This is a genomic window from Sphingobium sp. CR2-8, from assembly GCF_035818615.1.
Lineage (GTDB): Bacteria > Pseudomonadota > Alphaproteobacteria > Sphingomonadales > Sphingomonadaceae > Sphingobium.
Genome location: NZ_JAYKZY010000001.1, coordinates 854,035 through 879,804, shown reverse-complemented (window position 1 = coordinate 879,804; position 25,770 = coordinate 854,035). Strand labels below are relative to the sequence as shown.

Below are 25,770 nucleotides of genomic sequence, written 5' to 3'. Positions count from 1 at the left end.
GCCTCTAATTGATGAGATTGAACGAGACTTTATGGAGTGTGTGTATGGCGCAGACAATGGCGCAAAAGATCCTGGCGCGTGCCGCCGGGGTAGACGGGGTTGCGACCGGTGAGGCAGTCCTGGCGAAAGTAAGCCATATGACCAACCTCGACGGGACGACATTCATCGATAGTTTTCAGGAGCTGGGGCTGAAAGTGTGGGATCCCAAGCGGATCATTTTCTGTTTCGATCATATGTTTCAGCCTGAATGGTTCCCGCAGGTCGCGGGTAAGGAGCACCCAAAAATCCGGGCTTTCGCCAAGGCTCAAGGAATACCGGCTGAGAATATTTATGATCTCGGCCGCAATGGGATCTCTCACCAGATACCGGTGGAGCAGGGGTGGGCGCTGCCCGGCACGGTGGTGATTGGCGCGGATACCCAGAGCGCGACGATGGGCGCGGCAAATTGCTTTGCCTTGCCTGCACTGTTCGGTGTCGATCCGATCATCATGACTGGCGACATTTGGATGATCGTGCCCGAAAGCGTCCGGATCGATCTGTCCGGCGCGCTGCCGCTAGGCATGACGGGCAAGGACGTGGTCTATCGCCTGATTGCCGATCTCGCCGGGGTTCTGGACGGAAAGGTGATCGAATTTGCGGGTCAGGGGGTGGAGACGCTCTCGATGGACGTTCGTATGGCGATCGCCAACGGCGCAGTGCAGATTGGCGCGCTCACCGTGATCTTTCCTGCGGACCGCATCCTGCTCGACTATTTCGATGGCCGCGCGCGGGAGGCTTTTGAACCGGTAACCGCCGATTCAGACGCCGATTATGCGGCGACCTACAGATATGACCTTTCAAGGATGGGGCACTTGGTTGCAGGGCCACACGACATCGAAAAGGTCCGCTCGCTGGCTGATGTCGTTGGCCTGCCGGTAAACGCCGCTTATGTCGGCTCTTGCGCAGGCGGTCGGTTGTCGGATCTTGCGCTTGCCGCCAAGGTTCTGCGCGGACGGAAAGTGCACCCGTCAGTTCGCCTGATCGTGACGCCGATCTCCGCAGACACCGCCCGCGAAGCATCGGCTGCCGGTATTTACCAGGATTTACTCGATGCTGGAGCAGCAATTACCCAACCGGGCTGTGGTGCGTGTTATTCCGGAAATCTGTCGCCACTCAAGCTCGGCGATGGAGAGCGCTGCATTTCGACTTCAGTGGAGACGCTCCGTGGGCGCATGGGGAGCGCGAGTTCCGAAGTGATGCTTGCGGATGCTGCCGTGGTGGCAGCCTCGGCCATAGAGGGGTGTATTGCCGATCCCGCGCAGTATCTCATCCGCGAATTGGAGGTTTTGGCATGAAGCTTCGTGGAAAGGTCTGGAAGTTTGCTGATGGGATTGGCGCGATGGATATTTTGCCCGCGCGCTATGACAAGCAGGGCATGAGCCGCCAGTGGAAGGAATGCGCCAAGCATCTGTTTGAGGATGTGGCTCCGGGCGTCGCGGAAAAGATCGCGCCTGGCGATATCCTCGTGGCGGGTACGGGCTTCGGCACCGGACATGCGCACTACTATACGGCGGCGATCATGGGCAGCGTCGAAGCCGGCCTGTCCGCTTATCTGGTCGAGGGTATCGGCGGCTTGTTCCAGCGCGGCTCGATCGACTTCGGGATGCCGGCCTGCGTTGTTCCCGGCATCACGAGACTGGTCGAGCATGGTGACAAGCTGGAGGTCGACCTTGCCGCCGGTCATGCGATCAACATCACCAGCGGCGCGGCGATCGACTTCGTGCCTGTATCACCGCTCATTCTTGATATTCTGACGGCAGGTGGCAGCCGGAACTGGGCAATGGGCCGTATTGGCGCGCTTCCCGTCGAAAGCCGGAAGGAAACCGCATGAGAATGACGACGCGTTTGCGCGCGCTACTGCGCGATAAAATGGTAGTCGCGCCCGGCTGTTTCGATCCGCTCTCGGCGCGCCTAGCACAATTGGCCGGATTTGAGGCTGTCCACATGACCGGACTGGGTGTCGAGGCATCGCAGTTGGCGGCACCCGATCTTGGTCTATTGAGCATGCGAGAAATCGCGGACCATTCAGCGCGAATGACTGCGGCGCTCGATATTCCAGTTATGGCGGACATAGATACCGGATTTGGCGGCGTGCTGAACGTCCAGCGGACGATCCGCGAGATGGAGCGTGCCGGCGTCGCTGGCGTCCACATCGAAGATCAGATCATGCCGAAGCATTGTCCGCTTCTGGCCGGACGCAGTGTCGTGTCGCGCGCGGCTGCGCTGGATCGGCTGAAGGCGGCGCTTGATGCACGCACCGATCCCGACTTCGTAATCGCCGCGCGTAGCGATGCCGATACGATCTCGTTCGATGAACTGGTGGAAAGGTCGAACCTTTACCTTGAGGCGGGTGCCGATCTCGCCATGCCGGTCCTTATGACGGTGGAAGGGCGGTCCTTTTTTTCGCTCTTGCCGGCTGAGCAGATGGAATGGAATCGGAAACTCGTAGCTGCGATTGATGGCCCCGTCATGGGCATGGGGTCCGGACCGCCACTGGGCTACACCGAAGCCGATCTGGCTGACGCGGGCTTCAAGCTGATCATGTACGCCGCGACAGCGCTCGGCGTGGCGGCGAATGCGATGGCCGCGCTTTTCCGTGACATGAAAGCGCATGGGACGGACAGTCTGTTCATCGCCGCGAACCCGGGCGCCTATCACGACCCGCTGGAACTCATGCGCGCGGCCCGGCTGGACGACTATGTCGCTACTGAGAAGCGGTTCATGAGCGCGGAGGACTGACGCGCAAGCCCGCAACGGCCATGATCTGGCGACTGTCGGCAACCGACGGTTTGAACGGGTGCGAAACGCCATGCAGGCAATTGCGCGTTCAAAAGGAGAAAATTTATGACGACAAAGTTCATGGTTCTGCTGAAACGCAAGGAAGGACTGACGCCGGAGCAGTTTCGGGATCATTACGAGAATAATCACGTTCCACTGGGCGAAAAGTTCATCGGTCACTTGTTGACCAGCTTCAGCCGCCATTACCCAGGGACGATGGCCGATTTCACTTCGGATGACTGGACGACCGGACGGATGGGCGACGGAGATGCCGGGTGCGCGTACGACGCCATCAGCATTTATGAATTCCGCGATGAGGGGGCAATCGCGGAAATGGCAAAGATCCTGGCGCAACCAGAAGTCTGCGGCGCTCTCAGCGAGGACGAGCGACGTTTCCTCGATCGGTCAGCCTGCCGAATGGGTCTGTGCGACGTCATGGAGGGAGAGGGCATGACCGCTCACGCATGATGACGGTGGGTACCTCTGCGGTGTTTAACCCTTGAAAGCCAACGCCCGGCTGAGATTTCGACATTCAGCAACGCTCAGGCTGCAGTCCGGCCCCGAACTCCGGATACGTCCCGTTGGGGCATAGCCGATCCTACCAACGGCATTGTTGGGCGGCAGGTGCATCAGATGATTTATGCTTTCGGTCGTCCGGATCCTATTGCGGCTGGTTTGACAACGGGAGTATCAGTGTGAGCCGAAACATATCCGTACTCAAGATGAACGATGGCTTCACGATCCCACAATTGGGGCTGGGCATGATGTTCATGCCGCGCGACGCGCTTGGGGAACTGATGCTGCAGGCTATGCGTATTGGCTATCGCCAGTTTGATACCGCCACCCATTACGGCAATGAGGCGTTAATCGGCGACGCGCTGAAACGCTCTGAAGTGGATCGCGAGGAACTGTTCATCACCTCAAAATTGCCTGATGGCCAACATGGCTATGACGCGGCCATGCGGGCGTTTGACCGGAGCGAAAGAGCGATAGGGCGCATCGACCTGTACCTGATCCACTGGCCGCAACCCCCGAAGGGACTTTATCGAGAGACCTGGCGAGCGCTGGTAAGGCTGCACAAAGAAGGAAGAGCGCGATCAATCGGCGTTGCTAACTTTACGCCGCCCCTCATCGACGAACTCATCGACGACACGGGCACGGTGCCCGCCGTAAATCAAATCCAACTCCACCCACGGTATCAACAACGCGATGTGCGCGACTACAATGCCCGCCGACGGATCATCACGCAGGCCTGGAGTCCGCTGGAACATGGCCGTGCGCTAACAGACCCTATCATCGGGCAGATCGCGAAGCGTCTTGGCCGCTCACCCGCTCAGATCGTCCTCCGGTGGCATGTGCAGAACGAGCTGGTCGTAATACCCAAGGCCGCGAGCAGCCGCCATCTCGCCGACAATGTCGAGATATACGATTTCGTGCTCGAAAAGAGCGATATGGCGCTGATAAATGGTCTGGACAGCGTGTCCGGCCGCATCGGCCCGGATCCTCTTGAGCATGTGAGTGACCGGGGTGGGGACTAAACGCTCCAATGGGCGGGCAGCTCAAAACGAGCCAAGTCGGTTGGCTGTCCCTCAAAATGATCTCGTAAGCAGGCTTTTGTTTTGGCTGCTCTCAGCCCAATCCTTTCTGACATTTCATTCCATCGAACAAATTCACAATGGGGACTGAACAGCGATGGAGGGAAAGGAAAAAGGCGCGCTAATCACTCCCCGGCGGCAAAGCCAACATGCCGGATTGATCACCATAATTGCGACGATGAGCCTTTTCGGGCCGCTCGCCATCAATATGAGCCTGCCCGGCATCGTCCAGACGGGCCAGGATCTCGGCACCACCACTGCCGCTATCCAGGCGACCATGGCGGCCTTCATGCTTGGTTTCGCTGCGGGCCAGTTGGTCTGGGGAGCGCTGGCCGATCGCTGGGGGCGCCGATTCCCGGTGCTGCTTGGTCTTAGCATATTTCTCGTTTCCTCGGTGGTATGCGCACTGGCGCAATCGCAGGAACTGTTGTTCGCGGCACGGCTTATGCAGGGCTTCGGATCCTGCGCGGGCATCGTGTTGGCGCGTGCTATCGTCTCGGATAATTTCGCCGGTAAAGAGGCCGCGGTGATCTTTAGCTGGCAGCATCTCATCATGGGGATAGCGCCAGTAATCGCGCCGCTGCTCGGCGGCGCCCTGCTGCTGATCTCCAGTTGGCGCTCGATCTTCTGGACGCTGGCTGGTCTCGTGGCGGCTACAATTCCCTTCTTGATCGCCAAGTTGCCCGAAAGCCAATCGCGGGAAGCCGCCGAACATGCCCAGAGCGAAGGACGAATTGCGGCGTATATGGCGTTGATCGGCAATCGGCCCCTGCTCGCGCATGTGCTGACCAGCGGGCTGTCCGCGTCGGCGCTGATGGTCTGGTACAGCGCTGCCAGCCCGCTGTTCCAGGAAGATTTCGGCTGGACCTCGCGGACCACCTCGATCGTCATCGGGGCGCTCGGCATCACCCTTATCAGCGCGACCCAAATCAACCGCCGTCTGCTCAACCATTTCACGCCTCGCCAGATTATCGAGGCGGCTTTGCTTGGCGGCATCACGGTGCTGGTCGCCGGTCTGCTGCTCACGCTTACTCATGTACCGGGGGCAAAGATTTTCGCAACTATCAGCGTGGTACTTGGCGGTTCGACCTACAGAATGCTTTCGGCCAACAACCAAGCATGCGCGCTTGCGCTGGATCGCCGCCGAGCGGGATCTGTGGGCGCACTGATTGGCGCGTCCAACTATGGCATCGGCGCGGTATTCGCCTGGTTAGTAAGCCAACTCCCCTCAGCGCATGGGATCACCATGCTGACGATGATGGCGGCACTGTTCATAGCGGCACGGCTGGTGTTGGGCCTGCTGAACCCGCATGGATCGCTATCACATCAAGCCGAGCAACAATCCTAACTGTTTCAAACTGGAGCTCCGGCAGGGATATTTTTCATAATAAAACAAGTGATCGTGCGGGCTGGTGCAGATTGAAAAGGACCAGCACGGCCACGGCACGGGCGAGGGCGCGCTCTCTAACAGCGGCCTTCATCGGGCTTTTGTTCTGGAGCTTAAAGCATTGTGGATTTCAGCCATGCCACGCGGATCAACGCCAAAACACTCCTCGGCGTATGTCTCCGCCAGATCCCTGCACAGTCCGTTATCGCGATCCAGAATGATAAGCGGGGAGCGGGGTTGGCATGGCGAATGTTTAATCGTTTGGCCGGGCAGGGATCGCCGCTCCGGCCATTTCGAGCCATTTGCACACAGGCTATGCCGATTTCGAATGGATATTCCCCGTTCGTCTTGAGAAAAATTTTGTGATCTTGATTGCGCAATCGGGATGCCACAGCAAAAATTGCGCAGGATCAACGCGCACGTTCAACCTCGAGGGCGGCTTTTTTCGCAATAGCAAACCATAGACGGGGAGAAGCGTCTTGCGAGCCTATCATTTAATCAACACCGGGTCCGATTTAGCTTCCGGCTTAAACTACCTCCGCATCGTCGATCTCGAGATACCGCGTCCGGCTCGGGGAGAAGCGCTCGTGCGACAACATGCGGCGAGCCTGAATTATGTCGATCTACTTGCCGTTAGTGGCCAATATCCGCCGTCAGTTCTGCCACAAATTCCCTTGATGGACTCAGCTGGAGTAGTTGTGGAGCTGGGTGAAGGCACAGATGGTCCGCCCGTCGGCACGCGCGTCGCCATCCATATGTTGCCCGATTGGCTATCGGGACCGACGCCACAGTTCGGCACGCCACGCGCCCGGGGTTTCAACATGCCTGGAGCTCTCTCGGAATATGCGGTGGTCCCCTCCGCCGCACTGGCACGGCTGCCCGATACGATGAGTTTTGCGGTCGGCGCGACTTTCTCAACTGCTGGAACGACGGCCTGGAACGTCGTACGAGAGGCCAATGTCATGCCCGGGTCAACCGTGCTGATCCTGGGCACCGGGAACATCAGCCTTTTCGCCCTTCAATTCGCCAAGGCTCAAGGAGCGCGCGTCATCATCACGTCGTCCTCCGACGAAAAACTGGCTCTGGCACGCGACATGGGGGCGGACTGCGGGATCAATTATGTTGCAACACCAAATTGGGACGGGGTGGTTCTGGACCTGACCGATGGCAAAGGGGTTCAACTGATCGTTGAGACTACCGGTGCCGAGACATTTGCGAAATCTATACAAGTTGCTGCCGTCGAAGGGATCATAGCCTCTGCCGGGTGGCGCACCGGCGCGACGGTTTCCTTCCCGATCAACCGGGTGCAGCAATATAATCTGCGGATTGTGGGCGGCATGGTCGGGTCTGTTGCTGATTTCAAAGCTATGATGCGTGGTGTGGCCGCTACCGGTATCGCGCCGCGGGTCGACAGGTGTTTTGACTTTGAAAACGCTTCGGACGCGTATCGTTGGCTGGCCCGTGGCGGCGGCTTCGGCAAGGTCGTGATCACGATCTAGGGCCCTGCTGCATAAGTGTGAGCGCACAGGAAGTATGTGGTGTTTCTATCATGTGCAGCGTGCGTCTGATTGAGATGAACTGCGGTGCTACATCGCATGAAGCCGGTCACCGCAACCGCCACGGATTCTTGCAACACGGCGTTCGATTGCGTCGCACGATCCGCGCTGCTGGCGCGGCAGAGGAGTCCGTCGCGGGGAGGGGGGCGGACCCGGTGCTGATCACAGGACGAATCCTCAGTTCACTCCACAATCCAGGGGGGGCGCGCTTGGAGCGAAGGCAGTTATCCGAAACGGACCAGGCGCGATGCGTTTTTGCGCGCAGAATGAACGCTCGACGAATGATCCCATATCTGGGCTGATCATTGCCGCGACAGTGAGATGGTCCGATCCCGTTTTTCATATTCGGATGCCCGTGACAGGCGTGAACATGAATTGCCGGCTACTTCGCTCGAAATATCGGATATCCGCTCCCGCGTTGCAGCGACGAACATCCGGCCGGAGCGCGTGACCAGAGGTTCGCCGAGTTCTCACCGTTCATGTGCCGGTCCATGATGTTGGGAACGTCTGTGCGGCGCTTGGCTGCGGCCTTCGCCCATTAAATTGGCGAAGGCCTGCGACCATGTGCGATTAGCGCGGATCAAAAGTCATCCATAATTGTGTCAAACCATAGGCAACATAAGTCGAGGTATAGCTGTAGCTCTCCTGTCCACGCGTCACTCGGAAATTGTGCATCCGGTCCACCAGCTGGCGGAAGGACGCGCGCATCTCGCCGCGCGCAAGCTGGTTGCCGATACAATTATGGATACCACTTCCGAAAGTCAGGTGATACTTCGCGTTCGGACGATCGAGGTCGAGGGTTTCGGGGTCTGGGAACACTTCCGGATCGAGGTTCGCAGCGCCGAAGCGTGTCTCTATGATCGACCCGGCCGGAATCGCCACACCGCCGATCTCGGTATCGGCGGTAGCCCGGCGGAACATCGTCGTTGCGGGCGTCTTGATCCGCAGCACTTCCTCGATGAACACATCCAGCTTTTTGGCGTCGCCCCGGATTTCGTCGACCAGCTCTGGCCGATCAATCAGGATTGCCATGCCGCCGGCTATCGCATTCGCGGTGGTCTCGCCGCCGGCAAGGAACAACAGCCACAGCATGCTGACGAGTTCCTGCATATTGAGCGTCCGACCGTCTACCTCGGTGTGCACGATCGTACTGAGCAAGCTATCGTCAGGCGCAGCGCGAACGCGCTCGACATTCTTTGCCAGATACTGCTGAAGCTCGATAACGGCAGGCACCAGTTCAAGTTCGCGCTCTGGAGCCAGCGCCGGATTCGACGTCTCCAGCGACATGTCGTTCCACCGCTTGAATTTATCAATGTCGCGATCAGTAACGCCCAATATTTCGGTGAACACTGTAAGCGGCAGCCGCATCGCGAATTCGTCGAAGAAGTCTATCTCCTTCTTGTCGATGAAGCCGTCGATCATCTCCTTTACCGCTGCTTCGATTTGCGGCTCAAGGCCGATCACCTTATCGCGGGAAAAGGCTTTATCGACGACCGACCGATAGGTGCGATGATCGGGGGGGTCGTTGGTCACAAGCGTGTCAACCGGCAGGTAACCTTGTTCTTCGAACATCTTATTAACCTGGGCGCTGATAGGCGTCTCTCGCGTCTGGATCACCCCGGTCTTGCATGAAAGAACCTTGACATCCATTGCCGCCTTACGGACGTCGCGATACTTTGTGAGGACGTAATTGCCGCTCACGGGATCCTTGTAGACCGGCTGCTCTTCCCGAAGCTTATGATAAGCGGGGAACGGGCATCGGCGCGTATCGGGATTCGTAAAGGTGATGGGGGCCCCGTCAAGTTCGACCGGGCAGGTCGCCGATACGTTGGCGGCGTTTGCGCTCGCATCCATGAATTTTCTCCAGGGTTTTGAATTGGCCTAGATCGATCCTTACGCGCTCGCGGTGTTTGGACTCAAAGCTAGCGGATTTGCCATTCCGCACATTATAAAGCCGGACCGTGCAAGTACCCGCTTTGGGAGGAATTTCCTTTTGCCCGAGCCGCCGTCCGGCCCCGCCTCACACGGCGCGTAGGCGGACACGACCCATGTTGTTATCGCGGTCGACCTACCCTATATTCGTAGCAGATAAATAAGGCATTCTGCGACGAATGGGTCGGAGCAAAAGCGTGCTGGGAGCCGGTGTCCGGTGACTATTTCGTTCCGCTACTGTGCTCGGATCATGAAGCCGGCAGAAGGTATGGCCGGACCGCGGTTAGTAGGAGAGCGCTTCCATGTTTGCGAGCCCATGCGATATTTTGGCAGAGATGGACCTGTCAGGAGTAAATGTTCAGATCCTTGATTATCGGTGGAGTGCAAACGAGCGAATTTGGGATCGCCAGGATCTGTTCGTGCTCCGGTATCGCCCCGAACTAGCGCCGATCAGCCTTTCCGCGCATCTGGACGACGGGCGGGTTCAGGATTTTGGGAGGGTAATGTTCTTTCCTGCGCGGACCAAAGTCGAAACGACGTCGGCGAAGGTGACAGAGCGGACGCGCAACGTGATGTGTGCCTTTACCGACCAGTGGTTCCGACAGATATGGCCTGAGCGGCCCGACTGGAGCGCAGCCGACTTGGCGCGATGCTATGATCTGCGGAACGTGCGCATCGAACAGGCCATGCGGCAGTTGGGCGAGGAAGTCGCCAGCCCAGGCTTCGCGAGCCAACTCATGGCGGAATCCCTCACACGGATGATTGCGATCGATGTCGCTCGCCATTTCAGGCCCGAAGATCGCCCGATGCGGGTACGCACATCGGAGGGACGGTTGTCGGAGCGTGAACTCGGTCGCATCTACGATATCATCGATAGCGCGAGCAACAAGACGCCGACGACGGAAGAGCTGTCGAACGAGTGCGGGATAAGTTCGGCGCATCTGCGTCGCACCTTCAAGCGAACGACCGGGGTTACGCTTCACCGCTACGTCGCCGACGTCCGCCTCGGCAAGGCCCGGGCACTGCTCGCAGAGAGCGACCTATCACTAAAGGAAATAGCCTTTAAACTTGGTTTCTCCGGCCCGTGCACATTCTCCTCCACATTTAAAAAGGCATCGGGCGAGACGCCGGACGGTTATCGGCAGCGGCTGAGGTCGCTGTCATGACCATAGCTAAACTACTCGGAGGCAAGGACCGGTGAATTGGCCCCTTGCTGTGTAGGTCATTGGGTCGGCTTAATTCTTATTCGAGTACAAAAACCTTTAGGGAATCGTGCAATTGATCAAAGTAAGCGCCAACGGAACGCGATATCGGCTTCTCGGAAAAGCTCACACGAAATCTTCCAGATTAGAAGCCGTTCTCCATAGCGTCGACGGTACGGATCTGTAATTCAGCTCCTATCTCACGCCCTGTGCCAAACGATGTCAATTTCGCCATAACGCCATACCGGGAATGGGGAGCAGGGTTCATGCGGGAACGTCTAAAGCCGTCAACTTCCGCGTGTGGAACTTCCAGATATTGTCGACACGTTGATACCGGTCTTCATAGACGCCGATAAAGCCTAATCTGAGTTTGTCGGAGCCGATCCTGAACTCTGTGTAGACGAAGCCGCGCGCATCATCCGGTCCGTCCATTTCAATTACATGATTATGTGTAAAGGGCCAGGGGTCCATCGACTCAAGATTGTCCCGGAATGTTTCTTCGATAGCTTGTTGGCCAGATCGGACTCCCCCGTCAGCCATGTTCGCGGGCATGTCGAATACGCCATCGGGCGTATATAACTGCAAGATCGCACTCACCTGGCGGGTGCGGACATAGTGGCAATACCGCGCAATGAGCTGGCGAATTTCTTCATGGGCTACGCAGCGTTCAACGGCGGATTCCAAATTCGTCATATCTTTTTCCTCAATTGGCATAATTGGGATGTACCCGGTCCAAAAGGCGGAGCATCGCGTTCCATTCCAGGCTGAGATCGTTCGCATAGCGTGGGTCGCGGGCGGCCTCACGGACCTGTATCGACGTCTCGCGGGGCGCGAGGATAATGTCGGCGGCCGACATTGTGTCGACCTGAATGCGACATGCATTTTCGAACTGATAGGCCATCAAAAACGCATGGCGAACCGATCGCCCAACCATGAGCGTACCGTGATTATGCAGGATCATCACATCATTTGAACCCAGGTCGGAAACGAGCCTTTGTCGTTCCTCGAGATTGACCGCAGCCCCCTCGAAAGGATGATAGCTAACTTGCTCGAAGAACATCATCGCGCTTTGCGAAATCGGCAGTATGCCGCATTTCATCGCGGATACCGCAGTTGCGGCTCTGCTATGAGTATGTATTACGCAGCCGGCGTCATCGCGCCCCATGTGAACGGCGCTATGGATCACGAAGCCGGCTGGATTGACGTTCAGATCGGCATGCCCGCGCAGCACGATGTTTCCAGAAGTGTCGATTTTGTGAAGGCTCGACGCAGTCACCTCTTCGTACAGCAGCCCATATGGATTTATCAGGAAGTGGTCCTCATCTCCCGGAACGCGCGCCGTGATATGATTGTAGATGAGATCGGTGAGCCCGAAGTGAGCCATCAGACGGTAGCACGCCGCGAGTTCGACCCTGATATCCCATTCACCCGACGATACGGTTTCCCGCATAGAGTCCTTGCCCGGAGCGGCAACGCTGGCCTGATCAGCCATGGTGGCGATACACCGGGAGCGATGCCTCCCCGAGCGAACTGCTGTCGTCTTTTGTCGATACCCGCCGCATTTCCCGACGCTCCGACAGGTCAAAGCGGCGACCGCGATGCAGGACAGAGCGATTGTCCCACATCACCACATCGCCCGGTGACCATTTGTGGCTGTAAACGCGCTCACGCTGTCCAATATGTTCGAGAAGCTCATGCGCAAGCGCACGGCCTTCGGGCACTGACATGCCAGAAATCTCTGTCACCTTGCTATCGATCCACAACAGTTTTCGACCCGACCCCGGATGCGTCCGCACCAACGGCCAGCGTACTGGGGGATAGGCCCGATATTCTTCCTGACTATCTTCAATACCCAGTTGGATACGGGTATTGTGTGAGTAGAAGACAGCGCTTCGGTCTTTGATGAGGTTCTTCGTGCGTTCGTCGAGACTATCGTAAGCGTCGCGCAAATCCGCGAACTGAGTATGCCCGCCCCAACTGACCGCCGTTACGGCAGCGAGGATAGAGTAGCGAAAGGGCCGATGCTCATAAGACGAATCGGTATGCCAAAATGCATTGCCGACGTTCAGAAGAGTCATCTTGTGCGTGCGGGCCGCGACGTCGCCACACGCATCTACATTGGAAATGTCGGTCACGGCGTCATTGTTGAGCCGCGTCGCAGTCTTGTTCATCAACTTCGTTTGCAATCCTGTGTCCAGTGGTCCGAAACCACTCGCAAAGGCCACCTGTTGATCCAGTGTGATTGGCTGGTTGGGGAAATACAGCACTCCGTATTTCCAAATGGCCCGCTCTACCGCCTCGATCTCGTCCGGTGATAATGGCTTGCTCAGGTCAATTTCCCGCACTCTGGCAACAAATGACTGGTTCAGCGGCTCTATTTTTAACGACACGATTTTCTCCTGCTAATATTTTTGATCGCACGTTGAGTGCGGCTTATTGACGTTCGAAAATCAATCCATGCGTAAACGGTGGCGGCGCAGGCCCACGAAAAGCGATGTGTCACGTTTCCCTTGGCGATTGTGATACGCGGCTAACGGCGTCCACGGCGTTCAGTTGCCGAGGACGATCCGTCCCACGCCATCTTCGATTTCTATAGCGGTGCCATAAGGTCTGCTCAGTTCGGCGAACTTGGCCAGGATATGATCTGCATGATCGACGTCAGGTTTCAACGGTAAGCCAGCAAGGGCAGATCGGAACGCAGGCTTGTCCACCAGACAGAAGTCTCGCGTAAAGGGGTGCAGTTCCACGCCACGCAATTGACCGGCGTCATATTCGAGGACGACCACGGCGCCACATGGCTCCCAATCGCCGAAATACCCCCCCTTGGGCGTGACGGGGGTGGAGTAGGCATGAAGCGCAGCGTTGCCATCTATGGGTAGCGCTTCGTCGAAGGGCACGCTCACGCCTTCCGAGTGGCGCTCATAAAATTCACGGGGATATCGGGTGATATCGCCTGTCATAAGGAAGAAGTCGCCCGGATCATAAAAGATTGGCTTGCCCTGGTAGATTTCGATGCCCCTGATCGGCGCGTGGCTACCCTGCGCGACGACCACATCTGCGCCTGCATCGATAGCTTGCCTGGCGAACTCTTCCAAGAAAGGCGGCGGTGTCCTGAGCGAGCCTGAAGCGATATCCCATTCGTGGTTGTGGATATGTGCAATCAATATGTCGGAATTCGCGCGTGCATTTCGCATGGACCTCAGGTTTCCGGCTACGTCACGCGCATCAAGTACCATCCGGATGCCAGGTTCGTTCGTGACATGGTATCGGGTGAAACTATTATGCAGACCGGGAAGACAGGTTTCCCACAAGTCTTCCGCTATCCGGGCAACCCACAAACCGTGCCTCTTCGCCATTTCGATTACAGTATCGATGCTCTCTCGCCCTACGGCATAGTGCCAACCCAGTGGATTGAGGCCTGGCCTGGCCTGCACACCGTCAAACGGGTCGCTGGCGCGACTTTCGCGAGTTGCCGACGTTGACATGGAAACGAGAGCAACGCGCGCCGTCGGACATTCCAGATAGGCCGCAGCACGCGCTTCGGCGAGACTGGGCCCGGTTCCGGCGTGCGTTATTCCCGCCGCTTCCAATGCGTCATGAGTCGATTCAAGACCGCCATAGCTATAGTCAAGCGCGTGATTATTCGCCGTCGCCACCAATCGCGCGTTTAACCGCCCCAATTCGTTCGAGACAGCGACCGGCGACCGCATGGCAACCATCCCGGTTTCGAAAATTGGGAAAATCCCCTTCCCTCTATAGTCGTGTAACGTCGTCTCACAGTTCAAAAAGGCCACATCCGCCGACCGCAGAAGATCGAAGATCGCCGTCGCGCGCGGGTGCGAGATTTGCGAGACGGGGCGCGTCAGTATAGCGTCTCCGGCAATTGCCACTTTCATCTACAACTCCTGCGGCCCCTAGCGTGGACGACCCACCGGTTAAGCTAGGCAATGCCATAGATGACAGGAGCACTCGGGGTTTGAGAAGGGCGATCATCAGTCGTGGCAAGTATGATGCACATCGGAAAAGTTTTTGCCATGCGGACGAATTTTGGGGCGCGCCGACATCCCAGGATGGAAAGCGCCCTTTATCCATTTGCCAACCAATCGTGAATCACTTGCTCTCGTTGTGGAACAGGCAGGACAAGGCCGAATGGGATAACCGTTCACCAAATGAACACCTTCATTATACGTCGTTGATTCTCCAAAATGATTGCGCAATTAAAAAGGGAAAAAATGGCAAACCAAGGAGAGGCAGCGTGGTCACTGGATGGACTGAAACAATGCTGACACACCAGGCGCTGCCCGGCATCAGCGCACGGCTAGTCGATAGTTGCTACATGCCCGGCGGTCATGCGTCAAAGCGCGAAGAAGACATCGAGTTACGTCTGCGCCTTTCATCTGGTACATCGCGGATCACGGCTGGTCGCCTCGGTGGCGCTTTGAAATCGACCGGCAGATTGATGTGCATTCCTCCGAACACTGAAACATACGCGATCTCTGATGCGGCTCAGAACGTTCGATCTCTGTCATTGAAGATTGATCCGCTCTGGATCGAGCGCGTCATAGGTGAGAAAAACCGCGCATTCTTCGATGGGGAATTGCTCAATTTCAATTTCCACAACGATTATATTCATCGCGCAATGCATAAGATATCTGCAGAGATCGTCTGCCCGAATGAATTCAGCAGTACCGTTATCGACGCTTGCTGCCGTCTCATCTTCATTGAACTGTTTCGCGCGTCAGCGAACGGGAAGGGAGCGAACGAAGAACCGCGCGAACTCATCGTCAGGGAGCGCATCAAGGCCATTGAGAATTTCGTCTACGATTTTGGTGATGGCTGCCCAACATTGACTAATATAGCGCAAGAGTTAAATCTTGGTGCTGGTTATGTCCGGCAGATTTACAAAAAGGTGATGAATCGAACTTTGTTCGATTTTATTCAGGAAGTCCGCATCGCGCGCGCCCAGTCGTTTCTGGCCGAGAGCAACCTGTCGCTGAAGACCATCTCTTACAAATTAGGCTATTACACCCCGAGCGCCTTTTCGGTCGCTTTCCGCAAAGTCACCGGCCTGACGCCCCGAGAATATCGGGCGCGAACTTCCCGTGACATGCGGCTGCAGCAAGACGCCGGCCTTATGGCGTCGAGACCCGCGAGAGGCTGACCCTGGGAATTGATGAACCGCGCAAATGGTCCATCATTCCTAATCGTGGTCAGCCGTGGCTCTTCCAGCTGTACTCGGCCAAGCCTGACCGATAGCGCTCTGCATATGAGCCATTCCTGATATCGTCGATGACATCAATGTGCTTGGGTGCCCATCCCAGTTCGGCGACGGTCCGCTTGGCGATCGACCGGCTGTTTACCGCAAGTGCGATATCGACCCAGAACGGACCCCACAATTCGCAGGCAGCTTCGTAATCGAGGCTTTTGGCTTCGCAGCCCGTAACTTGCGCGACCGCTTCGGCGATCGTGCGGAAGTTGGCTTCCCCACTGACCGCATGATATAACGCGCCTGGTGTACCTTTCTCTATTGCCAGGCAATAGATTTCGGCGAGATCCTCAACGTGGACAGCGGAATAGAGATTAAGGCCGTGCCCGAGATAGCAGGCGGAACCGGTCAACCGGGCGGACTCGAATATCTGCGGAATCTGGATGCTACCACCATTCCCATAGATGAGCGGTGGTCTGATCACATAGGTGCTCAAAAGATCACCTGATGCCTGCCGCACAAGATCCTCCGTCAGGATCCGGACAGCGCGATTTGGTCGGGCAGGGAAGGGAAACGGGTCGTCTTCCGCAAACGTATATTGCGACCAGCGGCCATCGAGCGACTCAATGGAAAGGACGCCCGAGCCGGACGTGAAAAGGAGGTGGCGGCTTCGACCTTTTGTGCAACCGTCGACCAGCGCGCGCATCAACTCCAGTTCGAGATCGAATGGCGCCATCGCCGCCATGACGACGACATCGAAATCGGCGACCAGTGTAGCAAGATGGGATAGATCATCGAAGCTTCCGCTGACGGCTCCGAAACCTTCCTCGCGCAGTTTTGCAACATTGGCATCTGTACGGGCGAAGCCGGTAACCACATGCCCCCGATCGCGGAAAGATCGGGCAACGTGGGAGCCGACATAGCCTGTCGCCCCAATCACCAAGACATTCATTTGACTATCCTTTCTTTAACAATCGATGCTCGCGTCACACCGTCGGTGCGCGCAACGGCTTCTCGCGGTGAACGACCACTTGGCCGCCAACACGCTGACCGGATCAGACGATTCCGCCGTCGACGACGATACTTTGGCTGCTGATCATCGCGCTTTCGTCGCTCGCGAGGAACAGCGCGAGAGAAGCGACATCGTTCGGCTGGACCAGTCGTCCCATACGCGCCATGCTGGCCATTCCGGCGAACCATTGCTCGATGTTCACGCCGCCGGATCCCTCTGGAGCCGATCGCTCGAGCATTCTGCTTCGCACCGGTCCGGGATGGATCGTGTTGCACCGGATGCGGCGGTTCGCAACGTCAAGCGCGACAGACTTCATTAGCCCGATCTGGCCTGCCTTGGAGGCGGAATATGCGGAATAGGCGGGGAACGCCGTCATCGCGGCGATCGACGATGTGAAGATCACGCTGCCATCGTCGGCGACGAGCGGCAGGAAATGCTTGGCTGTCAAAAACGCACCGGTGAGATTGACCGCAACAACCCGCTCGAATGTTTCCTTATCCATCTCGGTGACAGGCACGTAGGATTGCTCGATCCCCGCATTGATAAACAGGGCGTCGATCATGCCGAACTCGGCGCGAACGGTGTCCGCTGTCCGCTTGAGATCGTCTTCGCTCGTCACGTCGGCCTGAAGCAACAACGCCGACGACAGTGATCCCGCAGGCTTTGGCAGGCCATCGCCATCGCGGTCGATCAGTGCCAACCGTGCGCCCTCATCGGCGAACCGTAAAGCCGTAGCTTTGCCGATATCGCCGGCGCCGCCGGTTATGACTATCTTTTTGCCTTGAAGCCGCATGTTTTTAATCCTCGCCCGACAATGTTGTTCGATTTATATTCCCAGCTTGACCGGTCCGGTGATCGGCACCGCAATGATCAATCTCGCGTAGCAAAACCCGCAATATCAAACCGGTTCGGTCCTTCTTCACGGGTATCGGAGGGATCGCTTTCCTAAGTGATAGTTCGCGGTTGGATCTCGATCGCCAGATGCAAACGCGTTAGCCGGATTCGTTCGAACAGCCAGCGATCACCTATCCGACGGTAGCGTTCATGATAGTGCCCAGCGCCTACGATCCGGCTCGCATTGGCGAGGCCCTCGACGCCCGGTGGAAAGAAAAGGCGATCCTGCATCGCCCAGATCCCCGTTGCTTCAGTGGGGCTGGAAAAGGTTATTTCGGGCGAGTGAACGTGATGGATGCTGATGCCGCCCGCAAGCGCCGGATCGACACCTTCAAGGAACTGCCCGATCGGAACCCAATCGGAATTGTTCTCAGGGAAGCTCAATATCGCATCCGGCGTAAACAACCCGGCGAAACCCCTCCAGTTCTTGGTGTCGACATAGCGGCAATATTGCGCCTTCAGGACACGAATATCTTCCAGTGCGGTGAGCCGAGCGACCGGATCCATGTCGAATGCCTTTGCCATCGAGATTTCAGCCTTTCAGAAAGTCGAGGAGGATCGCATTGACCTGTTCTGGCTGCTCAAGCTGCGCGCAATGTCCCGCTCGTGGAATCGTAACCGCAGCCGCATTTGGCATTTTGCCGGTCAGTTCCTTCCACCAACCTAACGGTTTGATCTTGTCGTTCTCGCCCGCGATGATGAGACTTTCGGCCTGGATCCGGGCATAGTCGATCCCACCGCTGGGCGCGCGCGTTTCCTGGAAGCGTTCGGGGCGGCGGAAGCGGGCCGCAGCGACTGCTTCCCAAGCGCCCGGAGCGAGGCTGGAAGCACGTCGCCGTTCGACATAGGCCTCGTCCGCGGCCCATTTCTCGTCGTGAAATAACGCCGTGACAATATTCTTCATCGCCTCATACGAGCCGTCGTACGCAAACAGCGCCTCGATATGCGGCGAATCGGTCAGCAGCGCTCCGCCGCCGGCGATGCTGACGATCTTGCGCGGCCTGAGCAGCGGTTCGGGCGAGGCGGAGTCGAATAGTGCCAGCATGCCACCCATGGAGTTACCGACCAGCGGCGCGCCAGTTGCGCCCATCGCCTCGACGAACCGGGCGAGGTGCCGTATCCGACGCATACGGCCGTCTACGAAGTCTACAACCTTTGCCGTCTGGCCGAAGCCGAGCAGGTCGGGCGCGATCACCCGGAAATGGCGGGCCAGCGACGGGATGGTCAGTTCCCAGCATATCTCGGCCTCGCCGCCGAACTCGCCACCGTGAAGCAGTACCAGCGGATCTCCGGATCCTGCCTCAAGATAGCTGCTTTCAAGCCCGTCGATCATGATCTCCCGTCGTAAGAACGGTTTTTCGTGGTCGTTTTTTGTCATGATAGTCTGGCCTTCTAAGCGGATGTGTTTCGCGGGATGGTGGATCGCTAGCGCGTCTCGCGATGCGATGACGGCGCGTCGCCGACCCCCGCAGCATGCATGACTGCAAGATACGCAAAGGTCAGCGCGGGGCCGATCGTGATCCCGCCGCTAGGATAGAATCCGGCCATGATGGAATTACGGTCGTTCCCGCACGCATAGAGGCCGTCGATGGGGTTTCCCTCGTTATCGAGAACCCGTGAATGGAGGTCCGCCGCAAGGCCACTCGCTGTCCCGATATCCCCGGCATAGACACGGATCGCATAATAAGGACGCTTCTCGATCGGGCCGAGACAAGGATTGGGTGTATGGGTTGGATCGCCGAGATAGCGGTTGTACTGGCTTTCCCCCTTGTGGAAATCCTTGTCGACGCCTCGCTGGGCATCAGAGTTGAAGCGGTGCAGCGTCTCCTGCAATACTTGGCTTTCTACGCCGATCTTCGTAGCCAGTTCGTCAATGCTGTCGGCTCGAATGAGATAACCCGATTTTACGGCGCGGCCGCGATCGGCGGCGAGCGGGGGAACCGCGCCGAAGGCATATTTACGCACGAACGCATCGTCGCAGATTAGATGGACGGGCTGCTGATCCTCATTCCGGAAACGGCCGAGCATCGCCCGGACAAAGTCATGGTAATTTTCGGCTTCGTTGTAAAAACGCTGACCGAACTTGTTGACGGCAATCAGGCCAGGCTTCGCACGATCGGCCATCAGGTGCGGAAAATGGGCGGCCGAACCGTCTTTGCGCTTGCCGATGGACACGGGCGTCCAGAACGCCCCTTCGACGTTGTCACGGTCGAATTTGGCGCCGTTCGTCATGGCGATCGCAATGCCGTCACCGGTGCTGTCAGGACTCGTGGCGGACACGCCTGCCGGCACCTCGTCCATGAAATCCTCGCGCAGCTGCTTTCCCCAGGGAAACCCGCCGGTGGCAAGGATCACTCCGCGCTCCGCCATCAGCGTTTGCATCGTGCCATCCCGCCTGACGACGACGCCATTGACGCCTCGATCGTTCCTCACAAGATCGACGATCGGCGTATTGCGAAATACCGGGATATTGCGATCAAGTACTGATTTATAAAGGTTCGCCACCAGCGCGTTGCCACCTGTCAGGCGTGTTCCCCGCCCATAGCGGCGGTAGAACAGCCGATCCCGAAGGTCGCGCATCAGGAGGACGGAGGTGTGCACCGCCGATTTGAAAGAGCGACGGGCGTTGAGCAGGTGATAGACGTCCATGAGCTCAAGCATCTGTCGCCCGAACAGGCAAAGTTCGGGCAGGGGTGGACGGATGTCGAGAAAATGGTCGCCCAGCGTCCTCCCGTCAACACTGTAAGGGGTCATTGCCCGTCCCTGCTGCGAGGCGCCTTCGGTGTCAGGAAAATAGTCTGGAGAGTTGCTTGGCCTGACGAAGAACAACGGCCGCGTCACGCTTTCCAGATATGCGAACGCTTCGGGGCTACGCTCCAGATATTCCCGGCGAGCGATGCGTTCGTGCTGGGTGGTTACGGTGTTATCGAGGTAGAGCTCGGCCCGATCGACGCTGTCGTCAGCCCCTTTTTCGATATTCTGACGGCTGTTTGGAACCCATGCCACGCCGCCGGAATAGGACGTCGTGCCGCCGACCCACTCCGTCTTTTCAACGATAGCGACACGCAAACCTTTGGAATGAGCGATGATCGCCGCTGATAGGCCCGCAGCGCCCGACCCGGCGACAACCAGATCATAGGACTCAATCGACATATCTTCTCCCGTTCAAAGTCATGTCGATCCACTGTTTTCTGGCACACGTCGGCATATGCTCTACTTGATCGCCAGAACATTGACGGGTGCGCCCGTGGCCTCTGTGACCTTCAGCGGGGCGGCGGTGTAGAGGAAAGTCCACTGCCCGTCGGCGTGACAGTCCTTGTTAAGCTCCTCGAAGTTACAGACCTCGTTGAACGTGATCCCCAGGTTGCGCATCAACGCGCAGTGAAGCGGTATTTGAACGCCGATCGCTGGATCGATCTCGGTTTCGTTTGAGATGGTGTCGGTCGATAGGCATGGAATCTCCATCTTATGGAACCAGTCCACAAGTTCCGGCGAGTAGGTCAGTCCCGGCTCCAAAAAGTCTTTGTAGAATGTCTCTGGCCCTTGGACGCGCAGAAGCTGGAGAAAGCCGAGCCGGAGGCAAAGGATATCGTGCTTTTCGATTGTGACGCCTTGCCGTTCGGCACATCCGACTAGATCATCGAGATGAAGCAGGTCGCCCTTGTCGAGAAAATCCTTCCCCTTATACGCCGCCATATCGAGAAGGATGCCACGCCCGACAACACCGCGCTGCGCGATCGGCAGGATCGAGGCTTTCTTGAGACCGCCATTCGACGCGCTGGACGGATAGCCGTTCCACATCTTGTCATCGTACCAGACATGGCCAAGCGCATCGAACTGGGTCGATCCCTGCAGGAACATCTCGATGCGGTCGTCCGTAAATTCGGCGCCGCCGGGTAGTGTGGCCATGTCGCCGCGGTCGTAGCTTGCCTTGTCGATCACGGTCTCGTGCTTGGCCGGTGCCCGCCCCGGCCAAAGAGGATCACCGTCCGGATGGCCGATGACCTCGCCACAGGTGAATACCTTGCCCTGGCGCACGGCGCTGACGCCGCGAAGAACCTCTTGGTTGGTCAGAAAGTTCAGTGAGCCGACTTCGTCGTCCGCGCCCCAGCGTCCCCAATTGGTAGGCGCGCCGGAGAGAAGCTGACTGACGCCCTGCGGCGCGCCATGGCCGTGATTGTCGCACATGTTTTCAACCTTTTTCTTTATGTCTCCACCCGAGGGCAGCGGCGCTTTGCGATAAGCCGGGAGCGCTACATCAACAACGGGAAAGGGAGAATTGTTCTCAGCGCGAACGATGTGCGTGGAGCGTAGCGGTAAGGGAACAGGCGGACATTGGTCGGTTCGATCACGCAACTGAAGAAACGCGAGCTGCTGGCCGAATATCGCGAAGCGACGCCGGAAACGCTGCGCGCGAAATTTCGCTTGCCGTATCGAAAAGCGACGACAGGAACACGCTCAGATCCGAAGCAACGCCGCGCAAAGAGAGGACGCTTATCGAGAGCGCGGCTACCACCTCGCCGTTATGATCCCTAACGGGAACGGCAATGCAATTTAGCCCGATTGCAAACTCTTCTCGATCGGAAGCCCAGCCGCGCATGCGCGTGTCCTGAATCTCGGCTCTTAGCTGATCGGCGTTGATGATCGTGTTGGTGGTCAATGCCACGAATGCGCTGCCCGCGAGGTAGGTGTCGAGCGCATCCATCGGCAATGCGGCGAGCAGCACTTTCCCCAGTGCCGAACAATAGGCTTCCAGTTCCGCCCCTTCAGCAGAATGCAGACGCTTTTTACCGTAGGTCTGCTTGACCAGATAGATGACCATGTCGTCGTTCAGTGCTCCAACATGAACATGGTTGCGCACCTTGCGGGACAGCTCCTTGACGGGCTGGCGCGCTGCCGCCGAGAGCAGGCCGTGGTGGGAAATGCCTTGAGAAAGCGCAAGAACCGCATTCCCCAACCGGTAGCGCCCTTTGACCGTTCGCATGATGAATCCCCGCTCCACGAGCGTTTGCACGATCCTGTGGGACGTCGTCATCGGCAGCCCGCACCATGACTGGATTTCGGGTAGCGACGGGCATCCCAACGCGCCGACGGCTTGGAGGATGTCGAGAGTCTTTTCGGTCAGTTGCGGATTCGGCATGGAGACCCTTCATGGCGTTTAGGCATCAAATTGCCACTGTACGGAAGTTGTTTAAAGTATCCAAGTTGATCTTCATTGCGCAACCTTCGATGCTCGCGCGAGCAGGCCGCCCAGAGACAGCGGCTGATCTACACGACACAGGAGGAGATGCAGATGTCGAGGGTGAAAGCAGTCATCATCGGATCGGGCAACATTGGCACCGATCTGATGATGAAGATGATCAAATACCCAAAGAACATGGAGTTGGCGGCGGTGGTCGGTATTGACGCCAAGTCCGAAGGTCTCGCCATGGCGCGTTCACATGGTATCGCCACTACACATGAGGGAATAGAAGGGCTGAGGGCGCTTCCCTGCTATCCCGAAATTAGGATCGCCTTCGATGCCACCAGTGCCTATGCGCACAAGGAACATGATAGGGTGTTGCGCGCCGATGGCATCCAGGTGGTCGACCTGACCCCCGCAGCCATAGGTCCCTATACGATCCCGACTGTGAACGGCGAAGCCAATCTGGACGCGGGCAATGTCAACATGGTGACGTGCGGCGGTCAGGCGACAATCCCGATGGTCGCGGCGGTGAGCCAGGTCGCGACCGTCCATTATGCGGAGATCGTGGCGTCTGTGTCGTCGCGCTCCGCTGGCCCCGGCACTCGCGCCAACATCGACGAATTCACCCGAACGACCGCAGGAGCGATCGAAAAAGTCGGCGGCGCGGCGCAGGGCAAGGCGATCATCATTCTTAATCCCGCCGAACCACCGATGATCATGCGCGATACGGTCTTCACTCTGTCCGAAGGTGCCGACGAAGATGTAATTCGCGCCTCGATTGAAGCGATGATCAAGAAGGTGCAGGCCTACGTGCCCGGTTATCGATTGAAGCAGGAAGTGCAGTTCGAACGCTTTGGCGACAATAATAAGCTAAAGATTCCCGGTCGAGGCGAGTTCACCGGAATAAAGACCATGATCCTACTCGAAGTCGAAGGGGCAGGGGATTACCTCCCGAGCTACTCGGGCAATCTCGACATCATGACCGCAGCAGCCAAAGCGACCGGCGAACTGCTGGCACAACGCATTATTGCAGGAAAGGAGGTGCTCGCATGAACACGCACTTCAACGTCGAGGCGGGCGACAAGCTCTACGTTCAGGACGTCACTTTGCGTGACGGCATGCACGCCATCCGCCACATGTACGGCATCGATCATGTCATGGCGATCGCCAAGGCACTGGACAAGGCAGGTGTGGATGCGATCGAGGTCGCCCATGGCGATGGCCTCAATGGCGCCAGCTTCAACTACGGATTCGGCGCACACACCGACTGGGAATGGCTCGAGGCCGTCGCTTCGGTGCTGACGAAATCGGTTCTGACCACCTTGATTCTGCCCGGCGTGGGCACCGTCGAGGAGCTGCGCCGCGCCTACGACATCGGTGTACGATCGGTACGCGTCGCGACGCATTGCACCGAAGCGGACGTATCGAAGCAGCATATCGGTATCGCCCGCGATCTGGGCATGGATGTAGCCGGTTTTCTGATGATGAGCCACATGATCGAGCCGGACGTTCTCGCGCAGCAGGCGCTACTCATGGAAAGCTATGGCGCGCAGTGCGTCTACGTCACCGACAGCGGTGGTGCGCTCGATATGGACGGGGTGAAGGCGCGGTTCGAAGCCTATGATCGTGTGCTCAAGCCCGAAACTCAGCGCGGCATGCACGCTCATCACAATCTGTCGCTCGGTACGGCCAACTCCATCGTCGCGGCACAATGTGGTGCGGTGCGTATCGACGCCAGCCTTACCGGCATGGGTGCGGGCGCGGGCAATGCCCCGCTCGAAGTCTTTGTCGCCGCCGCTGACCGCAAGGGCTGGAACCATGGCTGCGACGTCAACGCGCTGATGGATGCGGCGGAAGATCTGGTCCGTCCGCTGCAGGTTCGTCCGGTCCGCGTCGATCGCGAAACCCTGGCATTGGGCTATGCCGGCGTTTATTCCAGCTTTCTGCTCCACGCGGAAAAGGCGGCCGAAACATACGGTCTCGATACCCGTACGATACTAGTCGAACTCGGCCGCCGGAAGATGGTCGGTGGACAGGAAGACATGATCGTCGACGTGGCGCTGGACATGGTGAAGGAACGGGACGCCGCATAGCTGCGGTAAGCAGAAGGGCGCGGCGGTGCCGCGCCCTCCCTCACGCGAACTGAATCTCTGCGGAGCCAAGACCTTCGATCCTGGTCATGAACGTGTCACCGGCCACCGCCGGAGCGAGCGGGACGAGCGATCCCGACAAGATCACGTCTCCGGCTTTCAGGGCGACGCCGTAGGCGCCGAGCGTATTCGCCAGCCAAGCAACGGCGGTTAGCGGTGACCCCTGCACCGCCGAGCCATAGCCTTCCGATATCAATTCCCCGTTCTTGTAGACCTCGCACTTGAGAGCAGGCAGATTCAGATTGCGGGGATCAACCCGCTTGTTACCAAGAACAAAAATCCCGCAGGATGCATTGTCCGCGATCGTATCGACGATCCGGATGTTCCAGTTCTCGATCCGGCTGTCCACGATCTCGAAACACGCACACACGGCTTCCGTTGCCGCCAAAACATCTTGGTCTGTCACTCCCGGACCCGTCAGATCATCCTTCAGGATAAACGCGATCTCGGCCTCTGCGCGCGGTGCGACGAGATGGCCGGCGATCGTGACCGTTGCACCGCAATCGACGCGCATCGTGTCGGTCAGGAAGCCGAAATCCGGCCGGTCCACGCCCAGCATGTCTTGCACCGCCTTTGAGGTGACGCCGATCTTCTTTCCCACGACACGCTCTCCCCCGGCCTCACGCCTGGCGAGAATTCCAAGAGAAATGCGATAGGCATCGTCGATCGTCAGTTCGGCTTGCTCATGGAGTGGTTTGATCGCGCGGAACTCGCGCAGCGCACGGAAAAGCTCTTCCGCATATCGATCTACTAGAACGTCGTTACTCATTGCATCTTCCTGAATTTGATCGGGGGCCAAGCGATGCTGAAGCGCGTAAAAGCCAGAAGGCTTGC

Annotated in this window: 24 protein-coding genes; 11 read left to right on the top strand and 13 right to left on the bottom strand. The window is 57.9% G+C overall.

What is annotated here, in order from left to right; all coding sequences use genetic code 11:
• Positions 1-44: 44 nt before the first annotated feature.
• From U5A82_RS03715 to U5A82_RS03685, 7 genes are all read left to right on the top strand, one after another.
• Positions 45-1,334, top strand: coding sequence for a 3-isopropylmalate dehydratase large subunit (locus tag U5A82_RS03715; RefSeq protein WP_326288691.1), 1,290 nt, complete (start codon positions 45-47; stop codon positions 1,332-1,334).
• Positions 1,331-1,870: a 3-isopropylmalate dehydratase small subunit gene (locus U5A82_RS03710; RefSeq protein ID WP_326288689.1), complete on the top strand. Its 540-nt coding sequence runs from the start codon at positions 1,331-1,333 to the stop codon at positions 1,868-1,870. The genes U5A82_RS03715 and U5A82_RS03710 overlap by 4 nt, the downstream gene beginning before the upstream one ends.
• 2 nt (positions 1,871-1,872) lie before the next feature.
• Positions 1,873-2,778 (top strand): isocitrate lyase/PEP mutase family protein, encoded by a 906-nt coding sequence (locus U5A82_RS03705; protein WP_326288688.1) that lies wholly within the window; start codon positions 1,873-1,875, stop codon positions 2,776-2,778.
• 105 nt (positions 2,779-2,883) lie between these two features.
• Positions 2,884-3,285 (top strand): EthD domain-containing protein, encoded by a 402-nt coding sequence (locus U5A82_RS03700; RefSeq protein WP_326288687.1) that lies wholly within the window; start codon positions 2,884-2,886, stop codon positions 3,283-3,285.
• A gap of 254 nt (positions 3,286-3,539) precedes the next feature.
• A complete protein-coding gene (locus tag U5A82_RS03695; protein WP_326288686.1) occupies positions 3,540-4,355 on the top strand; it encodes an aldo/keto reductase in 816 nt (271 codons plus the stop codon).
• 154 nt (positions 4,356-4,509) lie between these two features.
• Entirely contained in the window at positions 4,510-5,760 is a 1,251-nt protein-coding gene (locus tag U5A82_RS03690) for a multidrug effflux MFS transporter (RefSeq protein ID WP_326288685.1), read from the top strand.
• A 518-nt stretch (positions 5,761-6,278) separates the two neighbouring features.
• Positions 6,279-7,298: a zinc-dependent alcohol dehydrogenase family protein gene (locus U5A82_RS03685; protein ID WP_326288684.1), complete on the top strand. Its 1,020-nt coding sequence runs from the start codon at positions 6,279-6,281 to the stop codon at positions 7,296-7,298.
• Between the two features lie 627 nt (positions 7,299-7,925).
• Here U5A82_RS03685 and U5A82_RS03680 read toward each other — a convergent pair.
• Positions 7,926-9,209 carry a cytochrome P450 gene (locus tag U5A82_RS03680; protein ID WP_326288683.1) on the bottom strand — a complete coding sequence of 428 codons (1,284 nt, stop codon included), beginning with the start codon at positions 9,207-9,209 and terminating at the stop codon, positions 7,926-7,928.
• A 380-nt stretch (positions 9,210-9,589) separates the two neighbouring features.
• Between U5A82_RS03680 and U5A82_RS03675 the strand changes: the two genes are divergently transcribed.
• Entirely contained in the window at positions 9,590-10,453 is an 864-nt protein-coding gene (locus tag U5A82_RS03675; RefSeq protein WP_326288681.1) for a helix-turn-helix transcriptional regulator, read from the top strand.
• 300 nt (positions 10,454-10,753) lie between these two features.
• Here the strand turns inward: U5A82_RS03675 and U5A82_RS03670 are convergent, their stop codons facing one another.
• The 4 genes from U5A82_RS03670 to U5A82_RS03655 form a co-directional block, all read right to left on the bottom strand.
• On the bottom strand, positions 10,754-11,182 hold the full coding sequence (locus U5A82_RS03670; RefSeq protein ID WP_326288679.1) for a nuclear transport factor 2 family protein: 429 nt from the start codon (positions 11,180-11,182) through the stop codon (positions 10,754-10,756).
• 10 nt (positions 11,183-11,192) lie between these two features.
• Positions 11,193-11,981 carry a class II aldolase/adducin family protein gene (locus tag U5A82_RS03665; RefSeq protein ID WP_326288677.1) on the bottom strand — a complete coding sequence of 263 codons (789 nt, stop codon included), beginning with the start codon at positions 11,979-11,981 and terminating at the stop codon, positions 11,193-11,195.
• A complete protein-coding gene (locus U5A82_RS03660) occupies positions 11,974-12,879 on the bottom strand; it encodes a TauD/TfdA dioxygenase family protein (protein WP_326288676.1) in 906 nt (301 codons plus the stop codon). Before U5A82_RS03660 ends, U5A82_RS03665 begins: the two co-directional genes overlap by 8 nt.
• A gap of 159 nt (positions 12,880-13,038) precedes the next feature.
• Positions 13,039-14,385 carry a CapA family protein gene (locus tag U5A82_RS03655; protein ID WP_326288675.1) on the bottom strand — a complete coding sequence of 449 codons (1,347 nt, stop codon included), beginning with the start codon at positions 14,383-14,385 and terminating at the stop codon, positions 13,039-13,041.
• 80 nt (positions 14,386-14,465) lie between these two features.
• Here U5A82_RS03655 and U5A82_RS03650 point away from each other — a divergent pair, with 80 nt between their 5' ends.
• A complete protein-coding gene (locus U5A82_RS03650) occupies positions 14,466-15,650 on the top strand; it encodes a helix-turn-helix domain-containing protein (protein WP_326288674.1) in 1,185 nt (394 codons plus the stop codon).
• 49 nt (positions 15,651-15,699) lie between these two features.
• Here U5A82_RS03650 and U5A82_RS03645 read toward each other — a convergent pair whose 3' ends face one another.
• From U5A82_RS03645 to U5A82_RS03615, 7 genes are all read right to left on the bottom strand, one after another.
• Entirely contained in the window at positions 15,700-16,647 is a 948-nt protein-coding gene (locus tag U5A82_RS03645; protein ID WP_326288672.1) for an NAD-dependent epimerase/dehydratase family protein, read from the bottom strand.
• Between the two features lie 103 nt (positions 16,648-16,750).
• Positions 16,751-17,500, bottom strand: a complete 750-nt coding sequence (locus tag U5A82_RS03640) for an SDR family NAD(P)-dependent oxidoreductase (RefSeq protein ID WP_326288671.1) — start codon at positions 17,498-17,500, stop codon at positions 16,751-16,753.
• A 152-nt stretch (positions 17,501-17,652) separates the two neighbouring features.
• Complete coding sequence (locus U5A82_RS03635; RefSeq protein ID WP_326288670.1) at positions 17,653-18,126, bottom strand: nuclear transport factor 2 family protein; 474 nt, start codon at positions 18,124-18,126, stop codon at positions 17,653-17,655.
• Positions 18,127-18,133: 7 nt separating this feature from the next.
• Positions 18,134-18,979, bottom strand: coding sequence for an alpha/beta fold hydrolase (locus U5A82_RS03630; RefSeq protein WP_326288668.1), 846 nt, complete (start codon positions 18,977-18,979; stop codon positions 18,134-18,136).
• A 47-nt stretch (positions 18,980-19,026) separates the two neighbouring features.
• Positions 19,027-20,754: an FAD-dependent oxidoreductase gene (locus U5A82_RS03625; protein WP_326288666.1), complete on the bottom strand. Its 1,728-nt coding sequence runs from the start codon at positions 20,752-20,754 to the stop codon at positions 19,027-19,029.
• Between the two features lie 60 nt (positions 20,755-20,814).
• On the bottom strand, positions 20,815-21,789 hold the full coding sequence (locus U5A82_RS03620) for a cyclase family protein (RefSeq protein ID WP_326288665.1): 975 nt from the start codon (positions 21,787-21,789) through the stop codon (positions 20,815-20,817).
• Positions 21,790-21,949: 160 nt separating this feature from the next.
• Positions 21,950-22,741, bottom strand: a complete 792-nt coding sequence (locus U5A82_RS03615) for an IclR family transcriptional regulator (RefSeq protein WP_326288663.1) — start codon at positions 22,739-22,741, stop codon at positions 21,950-21,952.
• A gap of 153 nt (positions 22,742-22,894) precedes the next feature.
• On the opposite strand from U5A82_RS03615, the gene U5A82_RS03610 reads away from it, so the two are divergent.
• Together U5A82_RS03610 and dmpG are read left to right on the top strand one after the other, a co-directional pair.
• Positions 22,895-23,839 carry an acetaldehyde dehydrogenase (acetylating) gene (locus U5A82_RS03610; protein ID WP_326288662.1) on the top strand — a complete coding sequence of 315 codons (945 nt, stop codon included), beginning with the start codon at positions 22,895-22,897 and terminating at the stop codon, positions 23,837-23,839.
• Complete coding sequence (dmpG, locus tag U5A82_RS03605) at positions 23,836-24,879, top strand: 4-hydroxy-2-oxovalerate aldolase (RefSeq protein WP_326288660.1); 1,044 nt, start codon at positions 23,836-23,838, stop codon at positions 24,877-24,879. The genes U5A82_RS03610 and dmpG overlap by 4 nt, the downstream gene beginning before the upstream one ends.
• Positions 24,880-24,919: 40 nt before the next feature.
• Here dmpG and U5A82_RS03600 read toward each other — a convergent pair whose 3' ends face one another.
• Positions 24,920-25,705, bottom strand: a complete 786-nt coding sequence (locus U5A82_RS03600; RefSeq protein WP_326288659.1) for a fumarylacetoacetate hydrolase family protein — start codon at positions 25,703-25,705, stop codon at positions 24,920-24,922.
• Positions 25,706-25,770 lie beyond the last annotated feature (65 nt).